Origin of the sequence: Salirhabdus euzebyi (genome assembly GCF_014207435.1) — a bacterium.
GTDB classification, from domain to species: Bacteria; Bacillota; Bacilli; order Bacillales; family Alkalibacillaceae; genus Salirhabdus; species Salirhabdus euzebyi.
Genome location: NZ_JACHGH010000001.1, coordinates 333,149 through 351,523, shown reverse-complemented (window position 1 = coordinate 351,523; position 18,375 = coordinate 333,149). Strand labels below are relative to the sequence as shown.

The 18,375-nt window shown below is 36.3% G+C and carries 22 protein-coding genes, 1 pseudogene and 1 other annotated feature; all 23 genes and pseudogenes read left to right on the top strand.

Annotated elements, in window-relative coordinates:
- The first annotated feature begins 3 nt into the window (after positions 1 to 3).
- The 23 genes and pseudogenes from minC (at position 4) to queA (ending at position 18,368) form a co-directional block, all read left to right on the top strand.
- Positions 4 to 690 (top strand): septum site-determining protein MinC, encoded by a 687-nt coding sequence (minC, locus tag HNQ94_RS01740; RefSeq protein WP_174494519.1) that lies wholly within the window; start codon positions 4 to 6, stop codon positions 688 to 690.
- Positions 683 to 1,483, top strand: coding sequence for a septum site-determining protein MinD (minD, locus tag HNQ94_RS01735; RefSeq protein ID WP_174494520.1), 801 nt, complete (start codon positions 683 to 685; stop codon positions 1,481 to 1,483). The genes minC and minD overlap by 8 nt, the downstream gene beginning before the upstream one ends.
- Before the next feature lie 167 nt (positions 1,484 to 1,650).
- Complete coding sequence (locus HNQ94_RS01730) at positions 1,651 to 2,442, top strand: M23 family metallopeptidase (protein ID WP_174494521.1); 792 nt, start codon at positions 1,651 to 1,653, stop codon at positions 2,440 to 2,442.
- Entirely contained in the window at positions 2,429 to 3,298 is an 870-nt protein-coding gene (locus HNQ94_RS01725) for a site-2 protease family protein (protein WP_174494522.1), read from the top strand. The genes HNQ94_RS01730 and HNQ94_RS01725 overlap by 14 nt, the downstream gene beginning before the upstream one ends.
- 14 nt (positions 3,299 to 3,312) lie before the next feature.
- The gene (locus HNQ94_RS01720; protein ID WP_174494523.1) at positions 3,313 to 4,770 is read left to right on the top strand and encodes an Rne/Rng family ribonuclease; all 1,458 of its coding nucleotides are present in this window, start codon (positions 3,313 to 3,315) and stop codon (positions 4,768 to 4,770) included.
- Positions 4,771 to 4,801: 31 nt separating this feature from the next.
- Positions 4,802 to 4,909 (top strand) — a sequence feature (ribosomal protein L21 leader region).
- Between the two features lie 13 nt (positions 4,910 to 4,922).
- Positions 4,923 to 5,231, top strand: a complete 309-nt coding sequence (gene rplU / locus HNQ94_RS01715) for a 50S ribosomal protein L21 (protein ID WP_174494524.1) — start codon at positions 4,923 to 4,925, stop codon at positions 5,229 to 5,231.
- A gap of 11 nt (positions 5,232 to 5,242) precedes the next feature.
- Entirely contained in the window at positions 5,243 to 5,575 is a 333-nt protein-coding gene (locus HNQ94_RS01710; protein WP_174494525.1) for a ribosomal-processing cysteine protease Prp, read from the top strand.
- A gap of 14 nt (positions 5,576 to 5,589) precedes the next feature.
- On the top strand, positions 5,590 to 5,880 hold the full coding sequence (gene rpmA, locus HNQ94_RS01705) for a 50S ribosomal protein L27 (RefSeq protein WP_174494526.1): 291 nt from the start codon (positions 5,590 to 5,592) through the stop codon (positions 5,878 to 5,880).
- Positions 5,881 to 6,151: 271 nt separating this feature from the next.
- Positions 6,152 to 6,667 carry a Spo0B domain-containing protein gene (locus HNQ94_RS01700; RefSeq protein WP_174494527.1) on the top strand — a complete coding sequence of 172 codons (516 nt, stop codon included), beginning with the start codon at positions 6,152 to 6,154 and terminating at the stop codon, positions 6,665 to 6,667.
- 16 nt (positions 6,668 to 6,683) lie between these two features.
- Positions 6,684 to 7,964, top strand: coding sequence for a GTPase ObgE (obgE, locus tag HNQ94_RS01695; RefSeq protein WP_174494528.1), 1,281 nt, complete (start codon positions 6,684 to 6,686; stop codon positions 7,962 to 7,964).
- A 35-nt stretch (positions 7,965 to 7,999) separates the two neighbouring features.
- Entirely contained in the window at positions 8,000 to 8,440 is a 441-nt protein-coding gene (thrR, locus tag HNQ94_RS01690; RefSeq protein WP_174494745.1) for a transcriptional regulator ThrR, read from the top strand.
- Between the two features lie 17 nt (positions 8,441 to 8,457).
- Positions 8,458 to 9,336: a prephenate dehydratase gene (pheA, locus tag HNQ94_RS01685; protein WP_174494529.1), complete on the top strand. Its 879-nt coding sequence runs from the start codon at positions 8,458 to 8,460 to the stop codon at positions 9,334 to 9,336.
- Between the two features lie 187 nt (positions 9,337 to 9,523).
- Complete coding sequence (gene safA, locus HNQ94_RS19700) at positions 9,524 to 10,684, top strand: SafA/ExsA family spore coat assembly protein (RefSeq protein WP_174494530.1); 1,161 nt, start codon at positions 9,524 to 9,526, stop codon at positions 10,682 to 10,684.
- A pseudogene (locus HNQ94_RS19785) lies at positions 10,681 to 11,403 on the top strand (phosphotransferase); the annotation flags it as partial. The gene safA and the pseudogene HNQ94_RS19785, both read left to right, overlap by 4 nt.
- 267 nt (positions 11,404 to 11,670) lie before the next feature.
- Positions 11,671 to 12,411 (top strand): NAD(+) synthase, encoded by a 741-nt coding sequence (gene nadE / locus HNQ94_RS19520; protein ID WP_246199916.1) that lies wholly within the window; start codon positions 11,671 to 11,673, stop codon positions 12,409 to 12,411.
- Positions 12,412 to 12,484: 73 nt separating this feature from the next.
- The gene (locus HNQ94_RS01670; protein ID WP_174494532.1) at positions 12,485 to 13,009 is read left to right on the top strand and encodes a YhcN/YlaJ family sporulation lipoprotein; all 525 of its coding nucleotides are present in this window, start codon (positions 12,485 to 12,487) and stop codon (positions 13,007 to 13,009) included.
- A 62-nt stretch (positions 13,010 to 13,071) separates the two neighbouring features.
- On the top strand, positions 13,072 to 13,824 hold the full coding sequence (locus HNQ94_RS01665) for a (S)-benzoin forming benzil reductase (protein ID WP_174494533.1): 753 nt from the start codon (positions 13,072 to 13,074) through the stop codon (positions 13,822 to 13,824).
- Between the two features lie 86 nt (positions 13,825 to 13,910).
- Entirely contained in the window at positions 13,911 to 14,633 is a 723-nt protein-coding gene (locus HNQ94_RS01660) for a YebC/PmpR family DNA-binding transcriptional regulator (protein WP_174494534.1), read from the top strand.
- Positions 14,634 to 14,741: 108 nt separating this feature from the next.
- Positions 14,742 to 15,329: a BofC C-terminal domain-containing protein gene (locus HNQ94_RS01655; protein ID WP_174494535.1), complete on the top strand. Its 588-nt coding sequence runs from the start codon at positions 14,742 to 14,744 to the stop codon at positions 15,327 to 15,329.
- Positions 15,330 to 15,477: 148 nt separating this feature from the next.
- Positions 15,478 to 16,104 (top strand): Holliday junction branch migration protein RuvA, encoded by a 627-nt coding sequence (gene ruvA / locus HNQ94_RS01650; protein ID WP_174494536.1) that lies wholly within the window; start codon positions 15,478 to 15,480, stop codon positions 16,102 to 16,104.
- Between the two features lie 18 nt (positions 16,105 to 16,122).
- Positions 16,123 to 17,124 carry a Holliday junction branch migration DNA helicase RuvB gene (gene ruvB / locus HNQ94_RS01645; protein WP_174494537.1) on the top strand — a complete coding sequence of 334 codons (1,002 nt, stop codon included), beginning with the start codon at positions 16,123 to 16,125 and terminating at the stop codon, positions 17,122 to 17,124.
- Entirely contained in the window at positions 17,121 to 17,321 is a 201-nt protein-coding gene (locus tag HNQ94_RS01640) for a DUF2905 domain-containing protein (RefSeq protein ID WP_174494538.1), read from the top strand. Before ruvB ends, HNQ94_RS01640 begins: the two co-directional genes overlap by 4 nt.
- 18 nt (positions 17,322 to 17,339) lie before the next feature.
- A complete protein-coding gene (gene queA / locus HNQ94_RS01635) occupies positions 17,340 to 18,368 on the top strand; it encodes a tRNA preQ1(34) S-adenosylmethionine ribosyltransferase-isomerase QueA (RefSeq protein WP_174494539.1) in 1,029 nt (342 codons plus the stop codon).
- The last annotated feature ends 7 nt before the right edge of the window (positions 18,369 to 18,375 follow it).

Below are 18,375 nucleotides of genomic sequence, written 5' to 3'. Positions count from 1 at the left end.
TCTGTGAACAACAAAAAACAAGCAGTTACAATAAAAGGCACAAAAGAAGGATTAACGTTTATTATAGATGAATCCTGTTCATTCGATCATGTCCTTATAGAATTAGAACAGAAACTTTCCTCTTCTCTAGTTGAAAAGGAACATCCGATGATAAAAGTTAATGTTTATGTTGGTAATCGATATGTTTCACAAGAAATGAAGGATCAAATCATTAACATAGTTCGAAGTAAAAAGAACTTAATTATTAACGATGTGATTTCTGATGTTATGACAAAAAAAGAAGCACGTAAGATACAACAGGATTTAGATGTTACTACTATTACGAGAATGATACGCTCAGGGCAGGTCATTCATGTAAAAGGCGATTTATTGTTAATTGGTGACGTCAATCCAGGAGGCAGAATTACAGCTACCGGAAACATCTACGTTTTAGGGAAACTGACCGGAATTGCCCATGCCGGTGTTGAAGGGAATAGACAAGCCGTTATAGCAGCAGCTTACATGAATCCTACACAGTTACGAATAGCAGACTTCATGAGTAGAGCTCCTGATTTTGAAACAGAAGGTTTATTTATGGAATGTGCTTATATAGATAACAAAGAAGAGAAGATTATTATCGATCGCCTTCAAAGGTTATCTAACATTCGACCTAATATGAATTCTATTGAGAGGAGAATGAGCAATGGGTGAGGCAATAGTTATTACTTCTGGAAAAGGCGGGGTAGGTAAAACAACAACTACTGCAAATATTGGAACAGCACTTGCTTTATTAGGTAAAAGAGTATGTTTGATTGATACAGACATCGGACTCCGTAATTTAGATGTTGTGATGGGATTAGAAAATCGAATCGTGTATGACATAGTTGATGTGGTACAAAACCGTTGTAAACCAAAACAAGCGCTTGTAAAGGATAAACGTTTTGATTGTTTACATCTTTTACCCGCTTCACAAACAAGTGATAAAGACGACGTAACGCCTGAGGGAATGAAAAAAGTTATATTAGAATTGAAGCAAGATTATGATTACATATTAATTGATTGTCCTGCAGGAATAGAGCAAGGGTACAAAAATGCGATTGCTGGTGCTGATAAAGCAATTGTTGTTACAACCCCTGAAAAATCTAGTGTTCGAGATGCAGACAGAATAATCGGATTGCTAGAAAAAGAGGAAAGCATAGGTTCTCCGCATTTAATTGTTAATCGAATCCGAAACCATATGGTTAAAACAGGGGATATGCTAGATATCAATGATATTGTTACTGTTTTGGCCGTAGATTTGTTGGGAATTATAGCAGATGATGACGAAGTAATAAAAGCTTCACATCACGGAGAGCCTGTGGCATTCCAACCTGATACGAAAGCCTCTATATCTTATCGTAATATTGCAAGAAGAATATTAGGAGAGTCCGTACCACTTATGTCTTTAGAGGATGAAAAAGGTATGATGTCAAAGGTTAAAAAGTTTTTTGGTATAAAATCCTAACTTCTATATATGTATATGGAATACAATAAAAAGTCGATCTCATGATTATAATGATGATCGACTTTTTTTATTGTTAGTTAAGAAAACGAGTTTTCTATAATTACTGACATATTTTAAGAGGGGCTGAATAGACTTGTACAAACACTTTTATTAAGGGATGAGGAACCTTGGGAAACAAAAACATTAATGAAATTCGTAAAAGTATTGCTAGAAGAAAAGAGAATAAAAGAGAAAAAGTCTCCACCTCGCTAAAGACTCGTAAATCTACTTTTCAAGGTTTAGAGGAAGAGGAAAAACATGGTTATTTTCCATTTGCGTCTGGTGATCGTTCTTCCGATGACGGAAACAATAAAGGGGTACAGGCTTTCTTATTTAAAGCTTTGCTATCTGGCATTATTTTCTTTGCCACGGCTTTGTTGATACGAGTGGAGGGGGAAACCTTTCAAAAGCCAAAAGAACTTGTGTTAACTGTCATGACAGAAGAATTTCCTTTCGCAAAGGTACAAGGGTGGTATCGCGCTAATTTAGGGACGCCATTTGAATTTTTAAATAATAATAATGAAGTAGAAAAAGTTGACAGTCAAAATGGTATGGTATTACCAGTGAATGGCGTAATATCCCAATCCTTTCAACAAAATGGGGAAGGCGTCTTAATTGAAGTAAGCTCTCCTGAAAATATGAACGTAACAGCTATGAAAGCTGGAACCATTGTTTTTGCAGGCAATAAAAAGAATTTAGGTAAAACCATTATCATTCAGCATGAAGATGGGACGAACTCTATTTATGGAAATTTAAGCGATATTGAGGTATTTCAATATCAATTTGTTTCTAAAAATCAAATTATAGGCAACCTCAAACCGAATTCTGGGGAGGTAGAAGCTAGTCTTTATTTTGCTGTTCAAGAAAAGAAAAAATATATAGATCCAGTAAAGGTGATGCGAGTTGATGAACAAACTTAGAGTACTATTATCCTTACATATTCATCCACTACTTTGGTTACTTCTGTTTTTAGGGGTATTAACCGGTTCCTTTGTGGAAATAACCATTATTTTTATTTTGATTTTTATACATGAAATGGGCCATATTGGTATGGCTCTTTTTTTTCGCTGGCGTATTAGAAAAATAATGTTTTGGCCATTTGGTGGTGTAATGGAAACGGATGAATATTTTAATCGGCCTTATAAAGAGGAGTTTCTTGTTGTATTAGCAGGGCCATTGCAACATGTATGGATACACGGTGTTCTTCTATTACTTTTTCAAATAGATGTTTTACCAGAATATTTGATTCAATATGCTTTAAGCTATAATATAAAATTATTTTTATTTAATTTATTGCCGATATACCCACTAGATGGTGGGAAAATTTTGCTTTTATTATTGTCCTACAAATTACCGTTTAAGCATGTAATAACCTATACAATTCTTCTTTCAACCGTATTTATTGTTGTTTGTTTTTCGTTTACGTATGCAATGGAATGGAATACGTTTCATACATTGTCGTTAGCTTGTTTTCTTCTTCTAGAAAATCGTCTAGAATGGAAGAGAAGACAGTTTTTTTTCTTGCGGCATTTGATGGCACGTTATCAACATAAAGGACAGCCTTTATCAGTAATTAAAAAAATCAATGCTACACCCTCTACATCCGTGTATGCAATCATGCAGAAGTTTCAAAAGGGGCCGTATTATCATATTAATGTCCCTTTGGACGGAGGCAAATCTGTCATCATTGATGAAAGTCAATGCTTACATGCCTTTTTTGATTTAAAAAAACCATACGTAAAGATGGGTAAATTAGCAGAAATGGTGCACACATAAATGGAGCGATTAAATTGAAATCTATTTTTATCCAAACAATGACGAGTGAAAAAGTAGCATTACTAATGGAAAATAATGAAGTAAAACAGTTTGCGGTTAACCGGACCTCTCAAAAATCACAGGTTGGCAACTTGTATATAGGTAGGATAAGAAGAATTGATCATGGATTGCAATCTGCATTTGTGGATATTGGCGATAAAAAACTAGCATTTTTATCGAAAAAGGAAATTCCGATGTCTCGAAAAAATCCGAAAGAACCTATTGAAAAGATAATCCATGAAGGAATGGCTATGTTAGTCCAAGTTGTTAAGGATGCTTATGATAATAAAGGTCCAAAAGTTACTGCAAATGTGACAATACCAGGCCACTATTTTATTTTTATGCCATACGGTAACTATATTGCTGCCTCTAAAAAAATGGATGGCGACAAAAGAAACCATCTTCTGAACCTAGTAAATACTTGGAAACAACATAATGAGGGTGCAATTATACGAACCTCTGCGATTCATGTAGAGGAATCCTTATTAATGGAGGAATGGAAAAGGCTTCAACAAAAATGGGAACAAATAGAGCAGTCCTCCAGGCAGCTTAAAATTCCGAGCTGTCTTTTCGAAGATCAGGAAGTACCAGATCGTTTTTTAAGAAAATATGCTCTTTCCTCAATGGATAAAATTATTTTTGATGAAGTCAAAGTTTCTGAGAGAATGAAAGACGAATTCCCTCATTTAGCTAACAAAATCAGGTGGACAGACCGCTTTTCAAAAGAGCTACCAATTAATTTTTCACATTTAATCGAGAAAATAACTTCTAGGGTAGTTAAACTATCTTCAGGGGTTGAGTTAATTATTGAAAAAACGGAAGCTTTTACTACTATCGATATTAATACTAGTAGCTATGTTGGGAAATTAAATAAGGAACAGACTATTTTACATGCTAATGTAGAAGCGGCCAAAGAAATAGCTAAACAACTAAGACTTCGAAATCTTGCAGGTATTATATTAATTGATTTTATTGATATGAAAGACGAAAAAAATAAAAATCACGTCATCAAAGAAATGAAAAAGCTTTGTAGTGATGATCCAACTTATTGTGAAGTACACGGTTTTACAAGCTTAGGAATATTGGAGCTCACTAGAAAAAGAGAAGGTGTAGATAGTTTCTCTCTTTTTTGCGAACCTATTGGATATCAATTATCCCCTTTATATTACGCTTATGAGCTAGAAAGAGAGCTGTTATTAAATCGAAAGAAAGATTATGAAGCATTTTTAGTGGAAGTTGATGAACGTGTATTTGATGTATTTGTAAAAACCATCGATATAGCCGCACTTAAGGAAAATATGAAAACACCTATCTATATGGAAAAAAAGACTGTCGGACAAAGAGGATTTGTGATAAAGTTTATTGGTGACCTTAAATGGTTACACAGCAACGATGGTACGTCTGGAGCTATTGACAAACGAATCCAACTCTGATAATATTCATATGTTGTATTTGTCGTAGCACCACGTGCTACAACCGCGCAGAACAGGTTTTGAAAACGGAGAATAGCATACGCTTGGATTCAAAGTGTTAGCTTTTCGAGTTACCTGTATGGCGAGTCTGAGTGCAAAGAGGAGGTGCAGGAATGTACGCAATTATCGAAACAGGCGGAAAACAACTAAGAGTAGAAGAAGGACAAGAAGTATTCATCGAAAAATTAGGTGTTGAAGCTGGTGAAACAGTAACATTTGATAAAGTTCTTGTTGTTGGTGGCGACGACACGAAAATCGGTGCTCCATATGTTGATGGTGCAACGGTTACTGCAAAAGTCGAGAAAGAAGGCCGTGCGAAAAAAATTACGGTTTTCAAATATAAGCCAAAGAAGAACTACAAGCGTAAACAAGGTCATCGTCAACCTTATACTAAAGTGACGATTGAAAAAATTAACGCGTAAGGATTGTTTATATGATCCAAGTACGTATTTCTCGAAATAAAAAAAGAGAAATTTTATCGTTTGAGCTCGAAGGTCATGCGGAGAGTGGTCCTAAAGGCCACGATTTAGTCTGCGCAGCTGCATCAGCTGTATCCTTTGGAGCGGTGAATGCAGTGATAAAACTATGCCAAATCGATCCACTAATCGATCAAGGAAGTGAAGGTGGCTACTTACGGATGGAACTTCCGCTGAACATGGATCAGGAAGTTTTTCAAAAAGCCCAACACATACTTGAAGGTATGGTCGTCTCCCTCGAGACAATCGAACGTGACTATAGTCAATATATTACCATCTCTAAAAAATAAGGAGGTGCAAGAAAATGCTACGTTTAGATATTCAATTTTTCGCAACGAAAAAAGGTGTAGGTAGTACAAAAAACGGACGTGACTCTGAATCAAAACGTCTTGGTGCAAAGCGTGCTGATGGTCAATTCGTTTCTGGTGGTTCTATCCTATATCGTCAACGTGGAACAAAAATCTATCCAGGTGAAAACGTAGGTCGCGGTGGCGATGATACGCTTTTCGCTAAAATTGACGGTGTAGTTAAATTTGAGCGTTACGGTCGTGACCGTAAAAAGGTAAGTGTTTACCCGGTAGCTCAAGAAGCATAAGACGGATAAAAAGCGTTCACCTCTTGCGGGTGAGCGCTTTTTTTAATTGACTTTGCATGATTGGTTGATAAAGTTTTATTTTGGTTGATAAATTTCATTTTTGGCTGAAATAATCCTATTTTGGCTGATAAATGTAATTATTAGCTGATAAAGCTAATCAGATGTGACCTCCATTTTCTTTTCCACCTAAAGTTTGCTATAATTTGCCTTACTACATATAAAATATAAGGACGTTACGCAGGTTTTGTGTATTCATAAGGGAGCGGGAAAGATGAAAGAAGAGGAAGTAATGCATTTATTGAGTCATTATCGTCATGATTTACTAAATGACATTCAATTAATTCATGGTTATGCCTCCATGGGGAACTTAGATAAAATAAAGGAAAAAGTCAAAAATGTTATTGACCATTTTAATCAAGAAAGATTGTTAACCAACTTAAATTGTCCTCATTTTATGATATGGGTGTTAACTTTTCATACAAAATACAACCAATTTAAATTGACGTATCAGGTAGAAATGGGTATGAGCAGCCTTACTTCCAGTGATTTGTCTATTTATACGACAAGTGAAGAAATGATGGATTTGTTACATAAACATATTTCGAAAGACCGAATATATAATGGAGAGCTTCTTATTGGAGAAGAGGAAGGTATGCCATTTTTGACGTATACTTTTCAAGGACCTATTTATAAGATCATGGACTTAAAGGCACATTTATTGAAAATATCATTTATTAAAGAAGTAGATCTAAATGAGGAATCCTGTAAAATAACAATTGCTTTATAAATGAAGAGGTGAAAGCATGTTTGTCGATCAAGTCAAGGTGTATATAAAAGCGGGAGATGGCGGAAATGGTTCCGTTGCTTTTCGTCGTGAAATTTACGAACCAAAAGGTGGACCTGCAGGTGGTGACGGCGGAAACGGTGGTAATGTTGTTTTTGAAGTAGATGAAGGACTTAACACATTAATGGATTTTAGATACCAACGTCATTTTAAAGCCGACAGAGGACAAAATGGAATGGGTAAAGGTCAGCATGGAAAAAATGCTGAACCATTAGTAATATCTGTACCACCAGGAACAACTGTGAAAAATGCAGAAACAGGTGAATTAATCGCTGATTTGGTTGAACATAAGCAACAAGCCGTAATTGCTCATGGCGGACGAGGAGGAAGAGGGAATATTAAATTTGCTTCTGCCCGAAACCGTGCTCCAGAAATTGCAGAAAATGGGGAACCAGGACAAGAGCTTGATGTTCAAATTGAATTAAAAGTAATTGCAGATGTAGGTTTAGTTGGTTTTCCTAGTGTAGGAAAGTCTACTCTGTTATCTGTTGTAACAGCAGCTAAACCAAAGATAGCGGATTATCACTTTACAACCTTAGCCCCGAACTTAGGAATGGTTGAAACAGCCGATCAACGAAGTTTTGTAATGGCGGATCTTCCAGGATTAATCGAGGGTGCTCACCAAGGTATTGGGCTTGGACACCAGTTTTTACGCCATGTTGAAAGAACGAGGGTTATTGTCCATGTTGTTGATATGTCTGCAATGGAGGGTCGTGATCCTTATTCAGATTATGTAGCCATCAATGAAGAATTAAGGCAATATGATCATAAGCTAGAAGATCGCCCTCAAATTGTCGTTGCAAATAAAATGGACATGCCTGAATCGAAAGAAAACCTTGAAAAATTCAAAGAACAGATGGACGAAGATGTCCCTATCTATCCAATTTCAGCATTCACAAGAGAAGGTCTAAAAGACTTGTTATTCGCTATTGCAGATTTACTGGATAAAATACCTAAAAACCAATTTGTTGAAGAAGAAGTGGAAGAACGGGTTGTTTATCGTCATACTCAACAAGAGGAACCATTCAAAGTTACCCGGGACCCAGATGGCGCTTATGTAATATCTGGTGACAAAATCGAACGACTGTTTAAAATGACGGATTTTACTCGAGATGAATCAGTTAGACGTTTTGCTAGACAGATGAGAGGTTTCGGTGTGGATGAAGCGTTACGAGAAAGAGGAGCGAAGGATGGAGACACCGTTCGTTTGTTAGATTATGAATTTGAGTTTGTGGAGTAATTAACGTTGTAAAGAGGGGAAATAGTGTGGGAGAAATCGATGAAAAGTTTTATTTAGTTCGTAGTGATGTTTTACCTGAATCCATGCAAAAGACGTTAGAAGTCAAAGAGCTTTTGGAAAGAGGCAAAGTGTCTTCTATTAACGAGGCAGTGAAGAAGGTTGACTTGAGTCGAAGTGCTTTTTATAAATACAGGGACGCTGTCTTTCCATTTCAAGCGATGGTTAAAGAAAAAATGATCACGTTATTTTTCCACTTAGAAGATCGAACTGGAACTTTATCAAATTTACTAACCGTTGTAGCAACAGCTGGTTGTAACGTATTAACTATTCACCAAACAATCCCGTTACAAGGTAAGGCCAACGTTACTCTTTCAATCAACACAGCGTTAATGAATATAGATATTGAGGAGTTGCTACAACAATTAAAACGGCTTGAATTTGTAATTAGAGTCGAAATACTAAGTTCAGGTGCATAAATCAGGGGGAAGAAAAATTGTATACAGTTGGATATTTAGGACCAAAAGGGACTTTTACAAAAATGGCGGTTGATGGTCTATTTGATAATGTGAATGCAGAAGGCTTTGCGACTATACCTGCATGTATTGATGCCGTAAACGATGGAAAAATTGACTTAGGAGTTGTTCCGTTAGAAAATGCAATTGAAGGATCAGTGCATTTAACGTTAGATTATTTGATTCATCAAGTTCGTTTGCCAATTGTGGCGGAAGCAATTGTCCCAATTAAACAGCATCTACTCGTTCATCCTTCTTTTGATGGGGAACTCAAAGACATTACATCAGTGCATTCACATAGTCACGCTATCGCTCAATGTCATCAATTCATTCACAAGAATCTTTTCGGTGCTGAAATACATTATACTTCCTCGACCGGCCAAGCTGCTCAACAGGTTGAACTAGATGGCGGAACGATAGCTGCAATTGGAAACGAACTTGCAGCTAAAGAGTATGGACTGAAAATATGGAAAAGGGAAATTCATGATTACGAGAACAACCATACTCGTTTTGCTGTTTTACAGCGAGAGGAAACCCCGATTCAAATAAAAAATGTTGAAAATCAAGGATATAAAACAACAGTATTAGTAACGTTACCACGGGATTATGCAGGTGCTTTGCATCAGGTGTTATCAGCATTCTCATGGAGAAGGATGAACTTATCAAGAATTGAATCTAGACCGATGAAAACAGGGCTAGGAAATTACTTTTTTATTATCGATGTTGAACAAGAATATGACCATGTTCTATTTCCTGGCGTTCAGGCAGAACTAGAAGCACTAGGCTGTCAGATGAACATACTTGGGTCCTACCCAACCTATTTGCTAAGTGAAGATATTAATACTGTAGAAAATAAGTAAAGAACCGTATTTTAAAAAGAATTTTTACTAATGAAAGATAAGTGCCTGTATGAAGAGAGGGTACTTATCTTTTTTTATGTTCAAATAAGATTTTTAAAGAAAAATTAGACGAATGTCTCAACATTTTGGAATCTGAGCATATGTTGGTATTGATATGTAATCGCAAATGAAGAAAGGAGCAATGTCAGTGAAAATTCATATCGTGCAAAAAGGAGAGACGCTGTGGAAGATTGCTCAGAAATACAATGTCGATTTCAACAAGTTAAAAGAAATGAATACACACCTCTCAAATCCAGAAAACATCATGCCGGGCATGAAAATCAAAGTACCTACTCAATCAAAGCCTGTTAAGAAAGAGCAGCAACAAGGAGTACAACAAGGGACAAAGAAAGAAAAAAAGAAAGAGGTGCAAAAAGAGCAACCTAAAGAAACCGCACCACAAGCAGAGCACCCTTATAAAGATAAATCCCCTGAAATGTATCCAGTAGTAAAAGAAGATGATAATGACTTTAGCTTGGATGTGGATAAGGCGATGCTACCATTTAGTGGTAAGGCAAAAATGCCTCAACAAACGAAGAAAATGGATATCCCATCCATGCCGAAGATTCCAAAAATGGAGTATGAACAGGATATTCATGTACATGTGAACGAAGAGGAGTCCAGTAGTTCCGATGAGATGCACCATATGCATCATCAGGTACAGCATCACGCAGCTATGCCTCAATATCATGTACCTTATCATGCTCCAGTTCATTATTACCAAGTACCATCTTACAATCCTTGTGGATGTGGAGGAACGCCAACTTATCATATGCCTGTTTATCCTGCTACTCATCACCATGGTCATGTTGCAGGTGCGCAGCATCAAGCTTATCCTGGGTATCACCAAATGCCAACACCAGCTGTAAATACTCATCACACTGGTCATTATCCAGAAATGGAATTGGATGAAGAGTCTTCTTCTTTAGAAATTCCAGAAATGCCTGATCACATGAATGTCCATGATGGGCAAAACAACTGGCCTACAAATATGCAAGGAATGACTAATCAACAACCTTTAACTCAAACAACTAACCAAGTACCAGTTCAACCATGGGTTGGATATCCTCAAACAGGTACTCAAGGCTATCCACAACAACAAGCTTATGCGGGATACCCACAGCAAGGGGTTCCACAGTATCAGCAGCAGCAAGGGTACATGGGCTATCCTCAAGCAGGAGTCCCAATGTATCATCCGCAATACGGTTTTCACCCGCAATTAGGGATGGCCCAACAGTATGGGTATCAGCAAAATGTTCCGCAATATCAGCAACCCCCATATCCTACAAGGGATCAGGATGAAGAGTGAGTGAAAGACGATGGCGAGACGATTCATTTTTGAATCGTCTCCACTATTTTCTAAAGCAAAAAGGTGATTTTCATACGGAACAGATCATCCCAATTAAGAAGAATGTCTACAAAGTTTTTGCTCAACATAAATGGTGGGTTGTGAAATGTTATTACGGAAACATCGGAAAGCTGTGGTCATTATTTTCCCAATTACCTACTTCTTCAAATTTTGTTACATTTGTTCCCTTTCCAAATGAACGGAAGTGGATTGAAGACTCTCATAAGCAAAAGTGGGTTTTAATGCCATTTGTGGAAGGTGATAAGTTATCTTATGTCAAACAGGAAGATCGAATAGCGGCTATTGACCAATTAATTAATTTTCATCAACAGACAGAAGGGCTACCAGTAAAAATAAAAAAAACAAAAACATACCTTCAAAAATTGAAGGATCGGTATAAACGCTTTAAACAAACAAAAGATATTTTTGTACAATTAGGACGTTTAATCATTTATAAAAATATGATTTCTGATTTAGATAAGATGCTTCGAAAGTTGGAAAAGCTTGACTGGGAAAAACTTGAGTGGAGAGCATATCAGAAAGGTTGCTTTATTCACGGTGATTGTGCCTCCCATAATTTTATTAAGCAGGGTAAACAAACTTCAGTAATTGATTTTGATCTCGTTCAAAATGCACCTTACGAATACGAATGGATACAGTTGGCTCAACGGTTTTTATATGAAAGCGTCGAAGAATTTAATGATTTATTTCAATATGATATTTTTAAGGAATACGAAAAAAATAAATTCTTTCACTATGGGGTGATGTTTCCAAGTGACCTTCTTAGGGAGTGGCTCCATTTTTTAAAGAAAAACCCTTCCCGACAAGAACTAATAACCTTTTTGGATAAATTTGAAAAACAGTGGAAAAGGCGCCGGAATATTTGTGGAAAATCTGTAGATTATGGTAACATGAAATATCATAATACAGAAAAGGGGAAGCAATCCATGAAGAAACAAATCGAACAATTAACGAGTTGGTTGCAGCAACAAGTAAATGACGCTGGTCTTGATGGTTTAGTTGTTGGTGTGAGCGGTGGAATTGACTCAGCAGTTGTTGCCCACTTAATTAAAAGAGCGTTTCCAGATAACTCTTTAGGTGTTATTATGCCTTGTAAGAGTAATCCTGATGATGAAAAATATGCAAGGATGGTAGTAGAAAGTGCCGATCTACAAAATATAAAGGTTGATTTATCAGCAAGCCACGATTCATTATTTCATGCTGTAAAAAATGAAGTTTCAGCACTGAAGGATTGGCAAGAAGATAAAGAAAAGCTTGCTGATGGGAATTTAAGAGCTAGGTTGAGAATGAGTACACTTTATACAATTGCAACCAATTATCGTTATTTAGTTGTTGGAACAGATAATGCAGATGAGTGGTATACGGGTTACTTTACCAAATTTGGGGATGGTGGTGTAGACCTTGTTCCGCTAATTCATTTTACGAAAGGTGAGGTGCGTGAACTAGCTAAAGAGTTGGGCGTACCTAATGAAATTATTGAAAAACCTCCTAGTGCAGGTCTTTGGGAGGGTCAAACGGATGAAAATGAAATGGGTACAACATACGATATGATCGATAAATACTTAAAAGGCGAAGAAATTCCAGCTAAAGACAAGGAAATTATTGATCGGATGCATAAAGTAACGGCACATAAGCGTGAAATGCCTAAATCACCACCTGCATTTTAATATTTCCTAAATGTAACGGGGTTAATTATTACCTCCTTTTTACAAAATAAAAGTGAAAGGGAGGTGTTTTTTGTTGAAAAAAAATCTTATCATTGTGACAACTGTTTTAGGGATAACACTTGCAGGCTGTGGTAATGAAGCAAATCAGTTAAATAATAATCAAACAGAGACGAATAATGACTATTTGACTCAGCCTATAGAATATAGGATGGATGAACAACAAAATAACAACAATTATACACCTGAACATTCTGCAAATAAATCAAAGGCGTATCAACAAGAATTGAACAGAAGATCACCAAATCAAAAAGAAGGACAGACCTCTTATGCTGACGAAGAATTGGCAGGAATTGCCGATAAAATTACAGAAGAAGTAGAAGGAATAAGTGGAGTAGTAGAAGTCCAGACAGTTGTTACCCCTTTTAGAGTTCTAGTAGCACTCAAGGTCAATGAGCACGAAAGAATGGATCCAGAGGTTCAAAATAAAGTTAGAGAAGCGGTGGAGCGTTTAACAAATCGAAATGATGTGGCTATTTATACAGATGCTGCTTATTTTGATCGAATAAAAAATTTAAACGCCAGGCCTTTAAATTATTAAGGAAACAGGTGTAGGGGTTGACACTCTACACCTGTTTTAAAAACATAAAGTGAGGGATTTTGATGAAGTATGCTGTTATTACGGGTGCATCAAAAGGTTTAGGCTTTGGTTTAGCTAAACAGTTTTTGAATAAGGAAATTAGTGTTGTTAGTGTCTCAAGAACAGAGAATACTGAATTAAAGGAGCTGGCAGAAGTCTGTAATGTCGGCTATTTGCACTATAATTGTGATTTATCATCTGAGGATGATAGGCAAGAAACTTTTGAGCAGATTTCAGCTTATCTTAAAAATAAAACAGTAGACCAACTATTTGTTGTGAACAATGCTGGAATTGTTGACCCAATTGAAACGGTTGGAAAATTACAACAGGATATAGTTAAAAAGCATTTTTCACTTAATGTTCTAGCACCTATTTTTATTACAAATCTGTTTGTAAGAAAAGATAATCTAATTCCAACTGTAATTATTAATATTTCATCTGGCGCTGGGAGTAAAGCTGTACACGGATGGAGTACATACTGTAGTTCAAAAGCTGCTTTAAACATGTTTACGGAAACAACAGCATTAGAATTGAATAATGTTAAATCCATTCACAAAGTTATTGCATATAGTCCAAGTATAATGGACACGGATATGCAAGGCGAAATTCGTTCTGCTTCCAAAGAAGCTTTTGATGACATTGACAAATTTAAAGACTATAAAGAAAAAGGACTGTTACGTGATCCGAATGTAGTTGCGACAGCTTTTGTGAATATGCTCGTTAAAGAAGAGCTAGAAAACGGGAAAATTTATCACGTTTCAGAACTTTTAGATTAAGTAATAAGAATAGTAGGTAAAAGCGTTGTCCATTTCCTAAGGTATGATATAGTAAAAGGGAATAAAATGGAGAGGTGAGATTAGCTATGGCTGGTCATTCCAAGTGGAAAAATATACAACATCGAAAAAATGCTCAAGATGCAAAAAAAGGTAAAATATTTATGAAGCTTGCTAAAGAGATTTATATTGCTGCAAAAGAAGGTGGGCCAGACACCGATACAAACTCTGCACTTCGTTTAGCAGTAGACAAGGCAAAATCTAATAACATGCCGAATGATAATATAGAAAGAGCCATAAAAAAAGCCACTGGTGGTCTGGATGGAGTCAATTATGAGGAGACGACTTACGAAGGGTATGGTCCTGGTGGTGTTGCTGTTATGGTAAATGTACTAACTGATAATCGTAACCGAACTGCTTCTGAAGTACGCCATGCATTTTCTAAAAATGGTGGTAATTTAGGGGAAAATGGCTGTGTGGCATTTATGTTTGATCGAAAAGGATATTTTGTCATCGATAGAAGAGAACATAACATAGATGAAGATGAGCTAATGATGGATGTTATTGATGCTGGGGCAGATGAAATAGAAACTTCTGAGGAAGTCTTTGAAATTTACACAGATCCTGAATCTTTTACCGGAGTAAGAGATGCATTACTAGAAAAAGGTTACCAATTTGAAACGGCAGAACTAACAATGATTCCACAAACAACAACACAACTATCACCTGAGTTAGAAGAGAAAATGTTAAAGTTAATGGATATGTTAGAAGATAGTGATGATGTTCAAGATATCCATCACAACATGGCATAAAAAATTTATCACTTTCTATAGTATTTTTGAGTAAAAGTTCTATTTCTGGGAAAACTGGAAATAGAACTTTTTTTTCATTAAATTCTATAAAAATGAAGGGTGATGGAAATGAACAAAAAGACTTCCATATTCCCTATGGTTGCGCTACTTTTGCTTATTATCACTTCCTTCCAAGTATTCGCGGAAGGAACGAATGAACCTAATAAAGCAGTTGTAAAAGAAAGAGAGCAAAAAGTAGAAAAAGAGGAAGAGAAAAAAGCGTGGGAACGTGAACCTTTAGAGTTAGAGGTCGTTCTACAAACTAAATACCTAGATGGAAGTGTAGAAGAGGAAGTAAGACAGGAGACTGTTTGGTCATTACAAGATTTTTGGGCTGGATATGAATCCTGGAATTTAGTAGAGCAATCAGAAGGTAAGGTCGTTTTTCAGAAAAAAGTAGATGATTTGTCGCCATCTGTGAAACAAAATGGTTATTTTGGTCTAGATGAAGATAATGTACTATCTATTTTTAATGGGAAGCCGCAACAGAATAAAGTAATTAAGGCTTTCTATGAAATTGATGTAGGTAAGCTTGAAAGTCATCGAATGGATCAATTGAAGGCAGGCATTAAGATTGAAAAAAGGTCTACATTTGAAGATGTAATGAAGACCTATAGAGATTATGCAAGTAGTGAACCTGTTTTGGATGAAAGCTAAAGCCTAAGCTGAGGAGAAGTAATTTTTTCGAAAATTACTTCTCCTTTTTGTTCCTTCATGAGATATAAACGTGTAGGAACGAGATTTATTACGAAAATATGTTAAAATAGAAAGGATGAAAGGCTAATGTAGAAAGGACCTAAATTTCATGTTTGCATTTATAGAAGGACAAGTGGATTCAGTTGATATAAATAATGTCGTAATTGTTGTAAATGGAATTGGTTATGAAATTGTTTGTGCCAATCCATATCAGTTTCAACATAATATAGATGAAAAAATTAGAGTTTATACATATCACTATGTAAGAGAAGATCAACAGTTATTATACGGTTTTAAAAAGAAGGAAGAAAAGCATTTATTCGCTAAACTGCTAAACGTATCTGGCATAGGTCCGAAAAGCGCCCTGAGCATTGTTGCTACTTCTGGTGTAACAGAAATAGCAAATGCGATAGAGCAAGAAGACGAAAAGTATCTAACCCAATTTCCGGGAGTAGGAAAAAAAACAGCTAGACAAATGATTTTGGATTTGAAAGGTAAAGTGTCCGATTGGATAGGAATAGATAAAGGCAGTAATAGTGATACGGATAATCCTCAAAATCAAGGTGGTCTAAAGGAACGCTTAGAACAATTAAATGAAGCGATGGAAGCATTGAAATCTTTAGGCTATTCCGAGCGCGAAGTACAACGTATCATTCCTATGTTAAAGAAAGAAAATTTCGAATCAGTGGATGATTATATTAGAAAAGGTCTTTCACTAATGATGGAACAAAGATAGTAGGAGGGGACATTAGGAATGGATGAAAGAATGGTATCTGGTGAGCTACATGAAGAAGACACATCCGTAGAATATAGTCTTAGACCGGAATCATTAAATCAGTATATCGGTCAAACAAAAACGAAAGAAAATTTACGTATTTTTATCGAAGCAGCAAAAATGAGAAATGAACCATTAGATCACGTATTATTATATGGACCTCCTGGATTAGGTAAAACTACATTAGCATCGATCATAGCTAACGAAATGGGTGTCCAATTTCGAACTACTTCTGGACCTGCAATAGAAAGAGCTGGTGATTTAGCAGCCATTTTATCCTCTCTTGAACCAGGTGATGTCCTTTTTATTGACGAAATACACCGTCTTCCACGTTCGGTTGAAGAAGTACTTTATCCTGCGATGGAGGATTTCTGTTTAGATATTGTTATAGGTACAGGTTCTAGTGCACGGTCCGTTCGGTTAGACTTACCTCCTTTCACTTTAGTTGGTGCAACGACGAGGGCGGGACTTCTATCGGCTCCTTTACGAGATAGATTTGGTGTTTTATGTAGGTTAGAATATTATGAAACGAAAGATCTGTGTGATATTGTTAGTCGAACAGCAGATATTTTCCACGTTGGAATTAAAGAGGACGCTGCTTTAGAAGTGGCAAGGAGATCTAGAGGAACTCCTCGAATTGCAAATAGATTATTAAAAAGGGTAAGAGACATTGCGCAAGTTGATGGAGAGAACGTTATTTCAATCCACACAACACAAAAAGCGTTAAAAATGTTGCAGGTTGACGCCCAAGGCTTAGATCACATTGATCATAAATACTTGATTGGTATGATGGATAGGTTTAGAGGTGGTCCAGTTGGTTTAGATACTATTTCCGCAACGATAGGAGAAGAATCACAAACGATTGAGGACGTTTATGAACCGTTTTTACTTCAAATTGGTTTTATTCAACGTACACCTAGGGGAAGAATAGTAACACCGCTTGCTTATGAACATTTTAATCGGGAGGTACCAAAGGATTGACTGATTTTGGGAAGATCTTTGTTGTTATAGGTATTATTTTTATTATCATTGGCATTATATGGAGTGTAATTGGAAAATTACCAGGTGATTTTTCCTTTAAGAAAGGTAATGTTACGGTCTTTTTTCCAATAATGACATCTATAGTTGTAAGCATTATTCTATCCCTTTTATTTTACATCTTCGGAAAAATACGATAAAAGAGTCAGGAGATAAACATGAAAGTAGAAGACTTCGATTTTAATTTACCAGATAAATTAATTGCCCAAACGCCATTAGTGGATCGTACTGCTTCTAGATTAATGGTATTGGATAAAGAAGAGAAAACGATTGCTCACACAACGTTTAGTTCCATTAAAGAATATGTAAAAGCAGGAGATTGTTTAGTTTTAAACAATACAAAGGTTTTACCTGCCCGTTTATTTGGAGTTAAAAAAGATACGGGAGCTAAAATAGAAGTTCTCCTTCTTCATCAAATGGATCAAGATGAATGGGAAGTGCTTATTAAGCCTGCAAAAAAAGTGAAAAAGGGTGCTGTAATTGAATTTGGTAGTGGAATACTATCTGCTGAGTGTACACATGAAAAAGAACATGGTGGAAGGATATTACGGTTTGACTATGAAGGTATCTTTTACGAAATCTTAGATCAACTAGGTGAAATGCCTCTTCCGCCATATATAAAGGAACAGTTGGAAGACAAGGATCGCTACCAAACAGTTTATGCGAAGGAAGAAGGATCCGCAGCAGCTCCAACAGCAGGTTTACATTTCACAAAGGAATTACTGGAAGAAATAGAACATATGGGGGTTCATATTGCCTATATTACGTTACATGTTGGATTAGGTACTTTCCGACCTGTGAATGTAGACGATATTGAAACTCATGAAATGCATGCAGAATTTTACCGGATGGACAAGGAAACTGCACAATTGCTAAATGATGTTAAAAATCAAGGTGGAAAAATCATTACAGTTGGGACTACCTCTACACGAACACTTGAGACAATCGCAAGGGATAATGAGGGTCGGTTTGTAGAGGCTAGTGGATGGACAGATATTTTTATCTATCCTCCATATCATTTCAAAGCAATTGATGGGCTAATTACAAACTTTCATTTGCCAAAATCAACCTTAATTATGTTAGTAAGTGCATTAGCAGGAAAAGACTTTATTCTGAAAGCCTATAAGGAAGCAGTGGAAAAGGAATATCGTTTTTTTAGCTTTGGAGATGCAATGTTAATCAAGTAGTTCAGGA